At 55.8% G+C, this 13,959-nt stretch carries 11 protein-coding genes; 2 read left to right on the top strand and 9 right to left on the bottom strand.

What is annotated here, in order from left to right; all coding sequences use genetic code 11:
• Nucleotides 1–121: 121 nt before the first annotated feature.
• On the top strand, nucleotides 122–2,020 hold the full coding sequence (locus AAZT04_RS22995) for a bifunctional metallophosphatase/5'-nucleotidase (RefSeq protein ID WP_116691617.1): 1,899 nt from the start codon (nucleotides 122–124) through the stop codon (nucleotides 2,018–2,020).
• Nucleotides 2,021–2,072: 52 nt separating this feature from the next.
• On the opposite strand, the gene AAZT04_RS22990 is transcribed toward AAZT04_RS22995, so the two are convergent.
• The 8 genes from AAZT04_RS22990 to uspA all read right to left on the bottom strand — a co-directional run bounded on the left by AAZT04_RS22990 (nucleotide 2,073) and on the right by uspA (nucleotide 11,245).
• Entirely contained in the window at nucleotides 2,073–2,672 is a 600-nt protein-coding gene (locus AAZT04_RS22990; protein ID WP_334647814.1) for a KpsF/GutQ family sugar-phosphate isomerase, read from the bottom strand.
• Complete coding sequence (locus AAZT04_RS22985) at nucleotides 2,672–4,309, bottom strand: FGGY-family carbohydrate kinase (protein WP_020837444.1); 1,638 nt, start codon at nucleotides 4,307–4,309, stop codon at nucleotides 2,672–2,674. Before AAZT04_RS22985 ends, AAZT04_RS22990 begins: the two co-directional genes overlap by 1 nt.
• A gap of 13 nt (nucleotides 4,310–4,322) precedes the next feature.
• Nucleotides 4,323–5,276 carry an ABC transporter permease gene (locus tag AAZT04_RS22980; RefSeq protein ID WP_048760437.1) on the bottom strand — a complete coding sequence of 318 codons (954 nt, stop codon included), beginning with the start codon at nucleotides 5,274–5,276 and terminating at the stop codon, nucleotides 4,323–4,325.
• A gap of 1 nt (nucleotide 5,277) precedes the next feature.
• Nucleotides 5,278–6,267, bottom strand: coding sequence for an ABC transporter permease (locus AAZT04_RS22975; protein WP_046374939.1), 990 nt, complete (start codon nucleotides 6,265–6,267; stop codon nucleotides 5,278–5,280).
• Nucleotides 6,260–7,759 carry a sugar ABC transporter ATP-binding protein gene (locus AAZT04_RS22970; RefSeq protein WP_046374940.1) on the bottom strand — a complete coding sequence of 500 codons (1,500 nt, stop codon included), beginning with the start codon at nucleotides 7,757–7,759 and terminating at the stop codon, nucleotides 6,260–6,262. The genes AAZT04_RS22975 and AAZT04_RS22970 overlap by 8 nt, the downstream gene beginning before the upstream one ends.
• A gap of 112 nt (nucleotides 7,760–7,871) precedes the next feature.
• Nucleotides 7,872–8,858: an autoinducer 2 ABC transporter substrate-binding protein gene (locus tag AAZT04_RS22965; RefSeq protein WP_434681912.1), complete on the bottom strand. Its 987-nt coding sequence runs from the start codon at nucleotides 8,856–8,858 to the stop codon at nucleotides 7,872–7,874.
• 338 nt (nucleotides 8,859–9,196) lie between these two features.
• Complete coding sequence (gene gdhA, locus AAZT04_RS22960) at nucleotides 9,197–10,540, bottom strand: NADP-specific glutamate dehydrogenase (RefSeq protein ID WP_020837438.1); 1,344 nt, start codon at nucleotides 10,538–10,540, stop codon at nucleotides 9,197–9,199.
• A gap of 258 nt (nucleotides 10,541–10,798) precedes the next feature.
• Complete coding sequence (gene uspA / locus AAZT04_RS22955) at nucleotides 10,799–11,245, bottom strand: universal stress protein UspA (RefSeq protein WP_012147365.1); 447 nt, start codon at nucleotides 11,243–11,245, stop codon at nucleotides 10,799–10,801.
• A gap of 613 nt (nucleotides 11,246–11,858) precedes the next feature.
• Here uspA and uspB point away from each other — a divergent pair.
• On the top strand, nucleotides 11,859–12,194 hold the full coding sequence (gene uspB / locus AAZT04_RS22950) for a universal stress protein UspB (protein ID WP_020837437.1): 336 nt from the start codon (nucleotides 11,859–11,861) through the stop codon (nucleotides 12,192–12,194).
• A gap of 75 nt (nucleotides 12,195–12,269) precedes the next feature.
• Here uspB and pitA read toward each other — a convergent pair whose 3' ends face one another.
• Entirely contained in the window at nucleotides 12,270–13,772 is a 1,503-nt protein-coding gene (gene pitA, locus AAZT04_RS22945; protein WP_020837436.1) for an inorganic phosphate transporter PitA, read from the bottom strand.
• Nucleotides 13,773–13,959 lie beyond the last annotated feature (187 nt).

The following is a 13,959-nucleotide window of genomic DNA, read 5'->3' as shown; positions in this document are numbered from 1 at the left end:
AATAGGGAGGTATTCATTGATCCACCTCCCAATTTTATTTTTTACCTTGCAAAGATACTGGCAAGCTTGTGTTCCAGATCGCATGATTCCTGTTCGTTCCCCTTCCTATAATTAGATGATAATGAAGAAGACACTCCTTGCTGTTTTGCTTTGCCTGGGTACCTCTGCAATGGCTTCTGAACCAGTCAATATCACCATCCTCGGCACGTCCGATCTGCACGGTACCTTTGTGCCCTGGGATTATTCGACCGACACCGAAAACCTGGCCGGCAGCCTGAGCCAAATCGCCACTCAGGTGCAACAGGTACGGGCGAAGCAGCCCAACGTGATCCTGGTCGATGCCGGCGACACTATCCAGGGCAACTTTGTCGAGACTTTTAAAAACGACAAAATCAGCCCGATGATCCTCGGGTTTAACGCGCTGGACTATGACGTCTGGGTGATGGGTAACCATGAATTCGATTTCGGCCTCAAACCGCTTTCCACCTCACTGAACCAGTTCAAGGGCACGGCATTGGCCGGCAATATTCTGTGGGAGAGCGGCAAACCCTACCTGCCGGCGTATAAAATCATTGAACGTCAGGGAGTGAAAATCGGCATTATTGGCATGGATACGCCGATGACCGCAGAGTTCGCCAAAGGCACCGACCGGGTGAAAGGGCTGAATTTTACCGATCCGGTGCAGGCGGTGAAGCAGGTCATTCAGCAAATTCAGGGTGAAGTGGACGCTATCGTGCTGGTGGCGCACATGGGCATCGACAACGAGAACCAGCGCCCTGGCACCGGCGTTGGCGATATCGCTCGTGCGAACCCGGAACTGGCGGCGATCGTCGCCGGGCACATGCACGTCAAAGTCGATAAAGAAGTGATCAACGGCGTGATCGTTACCGAACCGGACAAATATGGCCGTGCGCTGTCGCGCATCGATTTGCAGTTTGAGCAGCATAACGGCAAGTACGTGCTGATCAACAAAGACAGCTATACCTATCCAATCAAAGGCATCGCGTCGGATAAAAAGCTGGAAGAGATTTATCAGCCTTATCACAAGATTTTGCGCGCCAACGCCAACCGGCCGATTGCCCAGCTCAGCGGCCAGGATCTGGTGCCGCCGGATGCGGTGAAGGGGATCCCGCAGGTACACGTGCAGGATACCGGCATCAGCAAACTGTATCAGGAAGCCAGCCGTTACTATGCGCCGAAGGCGCAGGTGATCGCGCTGCAGATTGATAATGACCGGCCGAAATTAAACGTCGGCACCATCACGGCCAAAGATATCGCCTTCAATTATCAATATGCCGGCGGCGAGATCACCGTGTACCAACTCAGTGGCAAAGAGCTGAAGAAGTACATGGAATGGTCGGCGGGCTACTTCAATCAGCTGCAGGACGGCGATGTCACCTACAGCTTCAACCCGCAGCGCCGCGCGTCCAAGTATTCCACCAATGATTTCTTCGATGGCGTGACCTATAAAATCGACCTGCGCCAACCGGTCGGGCAGCGTATCCGTGATTTGCGCATGGCCGACGGCACGCCGGTGACTGACAGCACGCCGATCCGTCTGGGCATGAACAGCTATCGCATGGGGCACCTGACGCAAAAAGGCGGCGCACTGGAAGGTATGCAGTTCCCGGTATTGTCGGACAGCAAGGCTGAATATGGCGAAGAGGCCGGAACCATCCGCAACCTGACTATCCGTTATCTGACCGAAGTGAAAAAAGGCCAGTATCAGGGACAGGCGGTGCAGCGCTGGCAGTTGGTTGGGTTGGAAGGCTACGAACGTGAGCGTAAAATCGTCGAAAAACTGCTGAACGACGGCAAAATCAGCGTACCTACCAGTGAAGATGGGCGTTACGGTAATGTCGCGTCGTTCAACGTGAAGCCACTGCTGATCGGCGAGCCGAAGGCCCGTCAGCAGCAACAGGCGGCATTGAAGGCAGAAATGGCCGCCGCCAGCGACCCGGTGGCGAAAAAACGCCTGAGCGATCGGTTAGTGATTCTCGAGGCGATTAACAAAGCCTGATAGAGATAATGGGCTCGGCGTAGGTATGCTGAGCCCTACCAACACCCGTGGATTACTTCCCCTGCAGCAAGCGCTTGCCGACGTCACCGCCTGGGTGTACCGCCAGCAACGTTTCTTTGTCGTAGCCACTGCGTTCCATCAGGCAGGCACAGGCCGCGTCGAAGATTGCCAATACCAGCACGATAGACGTCGTTGCCAGCATATTCAGTGGATCTATCTCATTTTCTACCCCGGTGCGGATCACCAACCGTGCTGCTTTGGCGATCGCCGAATCCGGATTTTCCGTCACGCCGATCAGCGGCACACCCTTGGCCTGCAGCGTTGGCAGCAGGCGGGTCAATTCGTCGGAATTTCCACCGCGCGAAATCAGAATCATCAAATCATCGCTGCGCAAAAAGCCCAGATCGCCGTGTGCTGCATCGGTGGCGTTCAGGTAGATGGCTGGCCGTTCCACGCAGGCCAGCATATGGGCTATCTTGCGTGCTGCGATGCCGGAAGTCCCGACGCCGGTGACCACGATTTTCCCCCGGCACTCGGCCAATGCCGTCAGCAACCGTTGCCAGCTTTGTGCGTCGATGCGCTGGCTCAGCTGTGCCAGTTCCCGGCTGTAGATTGCCCAGGCTTCAGTGGCCTGCTGCCATTCCTGCTGCATCAGGCTTCCTCCTGCATCAGTTGGCGGTATTTCATGTGGTCGTTATACAGCTCATGGAACACGCGGTATTTACGGTCGTAATAGCGTTTGATTTTGTTGGTCTGTGGCGTCACGGTTTTACCGATGCGACTCATGGCGCTCATGGCTTCCGGCAGCGTGTCGTATACCCCGGCCGCCACCGTGCCCATCATCGCTCCCCCCAACAGCATCGCCTCGCTCTCTTCCGGTAACAGCATGGCGCAGCCGGTAGCATTGGCATGTTCCTGCACGAAAATCGGGTTTTTGGTACCGCCGCCGCTGGCCATGATGGTGTCGATGCTGTAGCCACTTTGGTTCATGGTTTCAATAATATGGCGGGTACCCAGCGCAATCGCCTGGATGGTCGCCAGATAATGCAAGGCCATATCTTCCGGGGTACGCGACAGCTTCAGCCCGGTCAGAGTACCGGTCAGCGTCGGGTTGGCACGTGGTGAACGGTTGCCGTGGAAATACGGCAGCATATGAATATCCTGGGTGAGGAAGGCAATCTCCTCCGGCTCACCTGCCATGCGGCGCAGCAGGGCATTCAGCACTTCATAAATCGTCTGTCCCTGGGTTTTTGCCTGTGCCAGCAGCTCCGGGTAACAAGGATGCGACTGGATCACGTGGTCAATCAGCGCACCGGTGGCGGACTGGCCGCCCTCGTTCAGCCAGTATTCCGGCAGGATCGCCGAGTAATACGGCCCCCATACGCCGCCAATAAAACGTGCGGTACGGGACATCGCCATATGGCCGGTGGAAGTACCGCCAATCAGTGCAACGCGGCGGTTAAAATCTGCCACTTCACCGGAAACCCCGGTAGCGCCAAGCGTGCCGAGCGTCCCGGCGTGGGCGTCAATGATCGAGACGCTGACCGCCGTGCCGGCAATCAGGCCCATTTCACTGGCGGCACGCTGGGTGAGGCCGTGGCCGAGCGGTTCGCCCATCATTTTGACGTCGCTGCCAATCTTGGCGGCATCGTGCTCCAGCACGTCTTCCAGTCCAATCTGTTTGAAATAGCTTTTGTCCCAGCGCTGTTCATGGCCGAGATAGGTCCATTTGCACACCGTCGAACACAGTGAACGGGTGGCGTCCTGGGTGGCCCGCCAGGTGAGGAAGTCCGGCAGGTCAAACAGGTAACCGGCATTGGCCCAGGTGGTCGGCATATGCTGTTTCAACCACAGCATTTTGGGGGTCTGCATTTCCGGCGAAATGATGCCGCCGACGAAATCCAGCACCCGGTGTTTGGTGGCGTTGATGCGTTCGGCCTGGGTGATGGCCCGGTGATCCATCCACACGATGATGTTCTGCTCGGTGCGGCCGGACGGGCTGACGGTCAGCGGTTGGCCCTCTTTGTCCAACACCACCAGAGAACAGGTGGCGTCAAAACCCAGTCCTTTAACCTGAATCGGGTTGATGTCGGCCTGGTTGACCGCATCGCGCACCGCGTTGCACACCGCCTGCCAGATATTGTCCGAAGACTGCTCAACGAAGTCCGCTTTCGGACGATACAGGTCGATGGTTCGGCTGGCCTGCCCGACCATGTGACCGTTGAGATCGAATACCCCTGCGCGCGCACTTCCGGTGCCTACATCTACGCCAATAAAATAGCTCGCCATTGTTTTTCTCCAGTCAGGCTTTTCGATTCTGTAATGCGATAAACAGGATCAGCACACCGCCCCACAGGGCCATGGTCAGATAGCTGCTGACGCCCAGCAGGTTGAGGCCGCTTTCCAGCATTTGCAGCACAATCAGCGCCAGCACCAGACCCAGCACCCGGCCAAACCCACCGTCCGGGTTAATGCCGCCCAGCACCGAGGCCAAAATGGTCACCAGCAGATAGGATTCACCGTAACCGGCCTTGGCCGAGTTGAATTTGGCCATCATCAGCAGCGCCGCACCCCAGCCGAGCAGGGCGGACAAAATATAGACCGCAATCTGTACCCGGGCGGTGTTCACGCCGCTAAAACGGGTGGCTTGCTCGTTGGAGCCAATCAGATACAGGCTGCGCCCGAGCGTGGTGTGCTCCAGCAATAGCCACAGGCCAACGGATACCAGCAGGAACAGCAGCAGCGCCACCGGAATGCCGAGCAGACTACCGTTGCCGAGATACTGAATCGCCGCCGGGAAGCCGGAGATCACCGCGCCGTTGGACAGCAGAATATTCAGGCCGGTGATCAGCGTCATGGTGCCGAGCGAAGCGAGGATGGGCGAAACGCCAATCCAGGCGACCAACATGCCGTTAAGCGCGCCAATGGCGACGGCGACCAGCAGCCCGGCCAGCAGTGCCAGCGCCAGAAACAGCGGTTGGTCCGGGTGGCTGACGATAATCGCTGCCATCACCAGCGAGCAGGCGTTGGCACCGGCGATAATCGACAGATTGATGCCGCCGGTCAGCATGGTAATGCCCATACCGAGCGCCAGCATGCCGAGGATAGGAAGCTGCGAGGCGATCGACTGGAAATTGCCAAGGCTGAAGAAGCGCGATCCGAGCAGCCCGGCGAACAGCAGCGCCACGGCGATAATGATCGCGCTCTGCAGGCGGATGATCCGATCGTTGGGGATCAGACGGGTTAACTGGATCATGTCATAGCTCCTTGGCCAGCTTGCGTTTTTCATTCCAGGCGGTGCTGCTGATGCTGATCAAAATGATCGCGCCGCTGAACACCTGGTGCCAATAGGCCGACACGCTGAGCAGCGTCAGGCCGTTTTGCAGGAAGGCCAACAGCACCACGCCCAGCAGCGTGCCGGTCAAGGAGCCGCGCCCACCGGTCATGCTGGTGCCGCCCAGCACCACCGCAGCCAGCACCGTCAGCTCAAAACCGAGCAGGGAGTTGGGGGCTACCGACTGGGTTATCTGCGCCTGCACCACCGCGGCGATACCCGCCAGAATGCCCATGTAGCCGTAAACGTAGAAGTGCAGCCGCAGCAGGTTCAGCCCCAGGCGTGACGCCGCATCGCGGTTGCCGCCCATGGCGAAAATTTGGCGGCCGAGGCGGGTAAAGTTCATCAGTACGCCGGTGACGATAATTACCGCCAGCAGGCACAGCAGCGGCAGCGTCAGGCCGTAGTCATAACCGTCGGCCCCCTGGAACGAGAACCAACTGATGCCATCCATAAACCAGTCGGGGAAACCGTACAGCCAGGTGCCGTTGGTGGCGTAAACCAGTAAGCCGTAGAACAGGTTCAGCGTGGCGATGGTGATGATGATCGCCGGCACCTTCAGCCAATAGACCAGAAAACCGTTCACCAGCCCGAGCAGCAGGCCGACGCCCATTGCCAGTGCGAACGCCAGCGGGAAGCCGCCACCGTGTTGAATGACCCAACTGGCCATCACGTACTGCGCGATGGCGGTGATCGCCGGGAATGAAATGTCGATGCCGCCGGCAATCAGCACCACGAACAGGCCGCAGGCGAGAATGCCGAGAATGGCGTAGCTGGTGGCGACATCCGTCAGGTTACCCAGCGTCAGAAACTCGCTGGTGCTGACGCTCAGGCCTATTGCCAGCAACAACACCAGCAGGCCCAGGTAAAACTCGTGCCGGCCGGCCAGGCGGGCCAATAATGACTTATCCATTCACCACCTCGGCGATCTGTTGTTCGGTGCTGTGGTGCGGCGAAAACTCGGCGATCAGCTCGCCCTTGCGCATCACCATCACCCGATGGCTGTTGTAATAGGCTTCCGGGATTTCGTCGCAGATCATCAGCACCGCCATGCCGAGCGCGGCCAGATCTTTGGCGATCTGATAGATCCCCTCTTTGTTGGCGATATCCACTCCGACGGTAGGTGAGTCAAGGATCAGGATCTTCGGCTGCGTTGCTACCCATTTGGCGATGGCGATACGTTGCGCATTGCCGCCCGACAGGGTTTTTACCGGCAGCGCGCTGTCGGAAACCTTGATGTTCAGATCGCGAATCAGCCGGTTAACCAGCTCGGTCGCTTTGGCATGGTCCAGCAGCCCGAGCGAGGTGTGCAGTTGATCGAAGACCGTGACGATGGTGTTGTCGTAGATCGACTGCTCCATGATCAGCCCTTGCGTAAGACGATCCTCCGACACATAGCCGATACCCTGGCGTACCGCTTCACGGTTGTTGTGCAGTTGGACCGGATGGCCGTCGATACGAATTTCTCCGCTGTCGGGACGGGTCATGCCGAACAGGCTGAGGCACAGCTCGGTACGGCCCGCGCCAAGCAGCCCGACGATCGAGACGATCTCGCCACCGTGCAGTGAAAGATTGATGTCCTGGTATTTTCCGCGCCGGCTGAGATTGCGAACCTCGAGCAGCGGTGCGCTATCGGTGGACGCCAGCGCCGGCAGTTGGCTGTAATGGAAGCGTTGGCCGGTCATCAGGAACGCCAGCTCATGGCTGTCCAACTGGCTGGCGGGATAAGTGCCGACCAGCTTGCCGTCGCGCATCACGCTGATGCGGTCGGCGACCTCCATCACTTCATCCAGTCGGTGGCTGACGAACACCACGCAGATGCCCGCCGCTTTCAGTTCGTTGACCACCCGCAGCAGGCCGTCGACCTCTTGCCGCGTCAGCGAAGCGGTTGGCTCATCCATGATCACCAGCCGTGCGTCGGCGGCAATGGCGCGGCATATGGCCACCAGTTGGCGATCGGCAATCGACAGTTTTTCGACTTTCTTGTCGGGATCGATATGCACGCCGACGCGCGCCATGGCATCCAGCGCCGTCTGGCGCATCACCTGCTTGCGCACCCAGAAATGGCCGCCGGGCAGGTAGCGGTGAATGGCGATATTTTCCGCCACGGTCAGGTTGGGGAATAACGACAGATCCTGATAAATTACCTGAATACCGTAATAGCCGGACAGCTGCGGCGTCAGAGAATGAAAAAGTTTACCCTCAAGCGAAATATTGGCGCCTTTTTCCGGCTGATAAACGCCGGAAATAATTTTAATGATGGTGCTTTTTCCGCAGCCATTTTGCCCGGCCAGGCAATGCACTTCGCCAATATTTAGCGTCAGGTTGATCTGGTCCAAGGCCAGCACGCCTGGGAATCTCTTACTGATATTTTCCAGGGTGATAAATGCGGTGGATGTGGTCATAGCGTTAACCTGTGCAGGTTTTTATTATGGTAGTGACTGAAACTCGGGGCGCAATATATTGCGCCCTTCGTTGTTTCATGACTTTCCCGGTGTGGCGTAATATTACTGAAAATTAAAATCCTAGCGATTTGGCATTATCTTTGGTGACTTCAAGAATTTTATTAAACCGAATCACTTTTTTATCCATGTCGACGTCGGCTTTACCCAAACCTTCGATCGACAAATCTTTGGTCACTTCTTTGCCCTGCAAGAGTTGATCGGCCACCGTCACCAGGGCATAACCGGCGTCTTTCGGGTCCCACAACAGGGCTTTCTTGATGTCACCGCGTGCCAGGTAAGGTGCGGCCTGTGCCGGCATGGCAATACCGACTACGGCTATCTTGTCCTTGGCGCGCTTCTTGGCGACTGCCTGGCCGGCACCGATCGGGCCGAGGGAGCCGAAGCCGATAATGCCTTTCATCTGCGGATAGGTTTTCATCAAATCCAGCGTGGTGGCGTAGGACTTATCGATGCTTTCCGCCACCGGCAGGCGCGAAGTGACTTCGAACATGTCCGGGTATTTGGCTTTCTGGTACTTGATGGCGGAATCCGCCCAGGCGTTGTGCAACGGCACGGTCAGCGAGCCGACATAAATGGCATAGCCGCCTTTGCCGCCCATGTCTTTCGCCAGCTCATCGATGTTGGCCTGCGCATACTTCTCGCTGTCGATGGTTTCAATGTCCCACTGGCCAATCTGCTGGTCCGGGGATTCATGTGTCAGCACCACGATGCCTTTCTCGCGCGCCTTTTTCAGCAGCGGCTCCAGCACCTTGGCGTCGTTAGGCACCACGATGATGGCGTTGACGTTCTTGGCGATCAGGTCTTCAATCACTTTCACCTGTGCGGCCGGGTCTGGGGTGGACGGCCCGGTCTGGTAGGCATTGACGTCGAGCTTTTTGGCCGCGTCGTTAACGCCGACTTCCATACGGTTGAACCAGGGAATGCCGGTCACTTTGGCAACCACGGCAATCTCGTACTTTTCAGCAGCAAAGGCAGGTGTTGTCGATAACATGCACGCAGAAACCACACATGCATTTAATAATGCGAGGTTAAATTTCATTCGCTGTACCTTTTTTATCTGTAGGGGTGGCTGTTTTTCCACCTGAGCAGATTACAAAGGAATGGAAGAGGGGACGTAACGAGAGTTGGGAAATTGTGATCTGTGCACATTGGAGTAAAAATATGACGGTTTTAATGTTAATTAATTGTTGAATAATTCAGTGGTGGTAATTTTACCACAGAAAATCATCATAAAATTAACAATAAAAACCATAATGATTTACATATTTAAAACAAATGAGGCGGGGCAATCGGGTTTTGCAGGGGTAAAAATGCCGGACTGAGCGCCGGCATTGAAGCATTTTAGCAATGTGTGAACAAGATCACCTTATGAACCTGTTACAACACGCCCTGCGCCAGCATGGCGTCGGCTACCTTGACGAATCCGGCGATATTGGCGCCGTGTACGTAGTGGGTTTGCTTACCCTCGCCGCCGTATTCCACGCAGGCGTGATGAATATCCGCCATGATATGTTGTAAACGTACATCCACTTTCTCGGCGCGCCAGCCGATGCGCGCGGCGTTCTGCGCCATCTCCAGCCCGGAGGTAGCAACCCCACCGGCGTTGGCCGCCTTGCCCGGCGCAAACAGCACCCCGGCGTCCAGGAATGCATCGGTCGCCTGAATGGTGGTCGGCATATTTGCGCCTTCCGCCACAGCTTTAACCCCGTTGCGGATCAGCGTCTGTGCGGCAGCCAAATCCAGCTCGTTTTGGGTGGCGCACGGCAGGGCGATATCCACCGGCACGTTCCAGGGCTGCTGGCCGGCCAGATAGGTCAGGCCACGTTCGCGGGCATAATCTTCCACTCGACCATAGCGCTGATTCTTGATCTCCACCAAATGGGCCAGTTTTTCGGTGGTAAAGCCGGCTTCATCGACCAGAGTACCGCCAGAGTCTGATACGGTGATCACGCGCGCATCCAGCTCCAGTGCCTTCTCAATGGTGTATTGAGCCACGTTACCTGAACCAGAAACCGCAACCCGCATGCCTTCAAAACCCAGCCCGTGACGTTGCAGCATGGCGTCGGTGAAATAGACCAGCCCATAGCCGGTGGCCTCTGGACGGATCAGGCTACCGCCGAATGAAAGCCCCTTGCCGGTGAACACGCAGGCGGTGTTGTTGGACAGCTTTTTCATCATGCCGCTCATAAAGCCGACCTCACGACCGCCAACGCCGATATCGCCGGCGGGCACGTCGGTATCCGGCCCGAGGTGACGGTACAGTTCAGTCATCAGCGCCTGGCAGAAACGCATGATCTCCGCCTGGCTTTTCCCCTTGGGATCAAAGTCCGAACCGCCTTTTCCGCCGCCCATCGGCAGGGTGGTCAGGGCGTTTTTAAACGTCTGTTCGAAGCCGAGGAACTTCAGAATCGACAAATTGACCGAAGGATGAAAGCGCATGCCGCCTTTATAAGGCCCGATGGCGGAGTTGAACTGCACGCGCCAGGCGCGGTTGACCTGCACCTGGCCGCGATCGTCGACCCAACTGACGCGGAACTGGATGGTACGCTCGGGCTCTACCAAACGCTCTAGAAGCGCATATTCGCGATAGCGCGGATTACGCTCGATAAAAGGCCACAGCGAAGTGAAGACTTCCCTGACCGCCTGTAAAAATTCCGGCTGGTGGGGATTATGTTGTTGAAGCGAGGACAAGAAAGACTCTACCGATACGGTATTTTCCATGGAAAACTCCTTTATACCCGTCGTCTTTCAAGCTGCAGCGTTGTTGCCCGGCTACAGCCCGAAATTCATAGGGTAATACTATTAATTTCCCCCATTATTTTTATAAATATTGGTATGGATAAAACCTGGGGGAGGATGTTGTGTCTTTAGCGACTATATCACTGGAGGGCGGTTGATTATCAAGCGATTATTGATGTCGGCGGAATGAAAAACGCCCGCAATCGCGGGCGTTGGGCAAGTCTGTTTAGCGGCGCCGACTTAATCTTCGGCTTTTTCGTCTTCGTCACGCAGCGGCACAATCAGCATGTCGATGTGCACGGTGTTGATCAACTGACGTGCGGAGGACATCAGCTTGCTCCAGAAATCCTGATGGTGGCCGCACAGGACCAGGTCCATATCGTATTTCTTGATGGCATCAACCAATACCTGCGCCAAATCGCCGCTGCCGCTCAGGGTTTCGGTGATCGGATAGCCGGCATTCTGCGACAGTTCGGTCAATGCGTGGTGAGTTTCTTCGGAAATGCGTTTTTGCATATCGCCGAGATTAACGTCGATCAGGCCGGTATACAGGTCGGAATAGTTAACATCTACGTGGATCAGGGAAACTTTGGCGTTGTACGGACGCGCCATAGATACGGCTTTCTCCACCAGGATTTTACTTTCCGGGGATAGGTCTACCGCAATCAAAATGTGTTTGTAAGCCATGAGAATACTCCTTCCATATAATGCCGATTAAAAGGTTAGCAGGCATTTAGCGTACCAGCCTGGCGCTTCAGGTTTCATTTTATCATTCAGATAACACAATGATATGTTGAGGCGATCACACTGCACCGCATCAAAAAACTCTCTTTATCTTCCTACCGTCAGTTTTACACCCGCTGGGCAGAAAAGCCTATCGCCCATGATGCGGTTGCTGGGTTGACCGATTGAAATATAAGCATTCTTAAACAGAGTATAGCCCCAAATGCCCTTTAGGGCAGTGGAAAACTCCGGCGGCCTCAGGCAGGGCGGTTATCAGTTATAACCAATAGATGGATGACAAATGGATGGCTTGCGGTAAATTTTATCTACTGCTCAGGCCAGTTTGCGTTTCATTAACCTACAATAATGACTATAGGCCTTATCATTTCTCCTCTGTATCAAACCTGCGCGTGTGCATCTGCATGGCGATGGGGTGTTTCCAGAGGCGGTGGGTTATGCGCGGCCTGTGCTGTGCAAAGGGGATCGGAGCGGTAAGCTCCAGCAGTAATGGGTGATAGAGGTAGGGCAGTTGGACCCGGCGGAGCGCCGTGGATAACAACGCCTTGAGGAGGCAATCATGATCAGTACCGTCGCGCTGTTTTGGGCTCTGTGTGTGGTGTGTGTGTTAAACATGGTGCGGTATTACTCTTCTCTGCGCGCGCTATTGGTGGTTCTGCGCGGCTGTGACCCGCTGCTGTATCAATATGTCGACGGCGGTGGTTTCTTTACCGCTCATGGCCAGCCGAGCAAGCAGATACGGCTGGTGCGCTATATCTTCTCGCAGCGTTATGTCGAGCACCATGATCCGGAGTTTATTCGCCGCTGTGAGCGTGTACGCGGGCAGTTTATGCTGACCTCAGCCCTGTGCGGACTGGTGGTGATCAGCCTGGTTGCGCTGATGATTTGGTATTGAATCCGGCCGATTCTTTCTGCAACAGACAAAGAAAAAGGCGGCCACCAGGGCCGCCTTTCTCATCAGGCAAACTGCTTAGATCACCTTAAGCGCCAACCAGTACAGCGAACCGGAAAGCAGAATCGAGATTGGCAGGGTTAACAACCAGGCCAACAGGATGTTCTTCACGGTTTTGCTTTGCACACCGCCGCCGTCCACGATCATCGTCCCGGCTACCGCCGAAGAGAGTACGTGGGTGGTGGAAACCGGCATGCCGGTATAGCTGGCAACGCCAATCGACAAGGCAGCGGTCATCTGAGCCGACACGCCCTGAGAGTAGGTCATGCCCTTCTTACCGATTTTCTCGCCGATGGTGGTGGCGACGCGACGCCAGCCGACCATGGTGCCGAGTGACAACGCCAGAGCAACCGAGACGATAATCCAGATCGGTGCATACTCAACGGTTTGCAGCAGATCCTGACGCAGGTTTTTCAGGAAACGTTGGTCCTGGGCCGAGGTTTCCGGCAGCTTGGCGATCTTGTCTGCGGTATCCGTTACGCACATCAGCAGGCGGCGCAGATGACTACGCTGTTCTACCGTCAGTTGATCGTAACTTTGCAGATTGTTCAGCAAGCCCTGGGTCAGCTCAATCGCCGGCATGGCGCGCGCGCTGTCACAGTGGAACTCGATAGGTTTATCCGGCGAGACGTCCTCATCCGGGCTTGGCACCAGTGGGGTCAGAGTGACCACGTGCGCCAAGGCGTCGCTGTGCTGCTGGTAATATTGCTGCAGGTGGGTCACGGCATCACGCGTACGGGTGATGTCATAGCCAGTTGCATTCATATTGACCACGAAGCCGGCCGGCGCAACGCCGATCAGCACCAGCATGATCAAGCCGATGCCTTTCTGACCATCGTTGGCGCCGTGCGAGAAGCTAACGCCGATAGCAGACAGGATCAGTGCGATACGGGTCCAGAACGGCGGCTTGCGTTTGCCGTCGACCTTTTCACGTTCCGCAGGGGTCATGTGCATACGCTGGCGTTTCTTGGTGCCACTCCAATAGCGGCGCAAGGCAAACACCATCAACCCGGCGACCATCATGCCGACCAGCGGCGAGATGAGTAATGACAGGAAAATACCGATCATTTTCGGGACGTTAAGCGCATCCACCACCGAAGTGTGGGTCATCAGTGCGTTGGTTAAACCCACACCGATAATTGCGCCAATCAGCGTATGAGAGCTGGAGGCCGGCAGACCGAAATACCAGGTGCCGAGGTTCCAGATGATAGCCGCCAGCAGCATGGAGAACACCATGGCTAATCCGTGCGCTGAACTGACGTTCAACAACAGATCGGTTGGCAGCAGATGAACAATGGCGTAAGCAACACTCAAACCACCGAGCATAACGCCAAGAAAGTTGAACAAGCCAGCCATCACAACCGCAAGTTGCGAACGCATGGCACGGGTATAAATTACAGTAGCAACCGCATTGGCCGTGTCATGAAAACCGTTAATGGCTTCATAAAACAACACGAACAACAATGCGAGAATTAACATCAGGCCGGTATGGAAATCCAGGCCAGCGAACAAATGCAGCATAAGCGTTACGCCAGTTTGTGGACATGAACGCCGCGCATTATCAGTGACAACCGGGGCCGGGGAAAAGGAAAATATGACGTTTTTTTGATTTCGATATGACGAAATGATGGCGTTGGTATGACAAATACATGAAATATCAGCGCGTTATGCTGAATGTCTCGCTGTAATATTTTCTTACTATGGCGTT

The sequence above is a fragment of the Serratia sp. Je.1.23.a genome (assembly GCF_051129805.1).
GTDB lineage: Bacteria > Pseudomonadota > Gammaproteobacteria > Enterobacterales > Enterobacteriaceae > Serratia > Serratia liquefaciens.
This window is presented reverse-complemented; position numbering and strand designations above follow the sequence as displayed.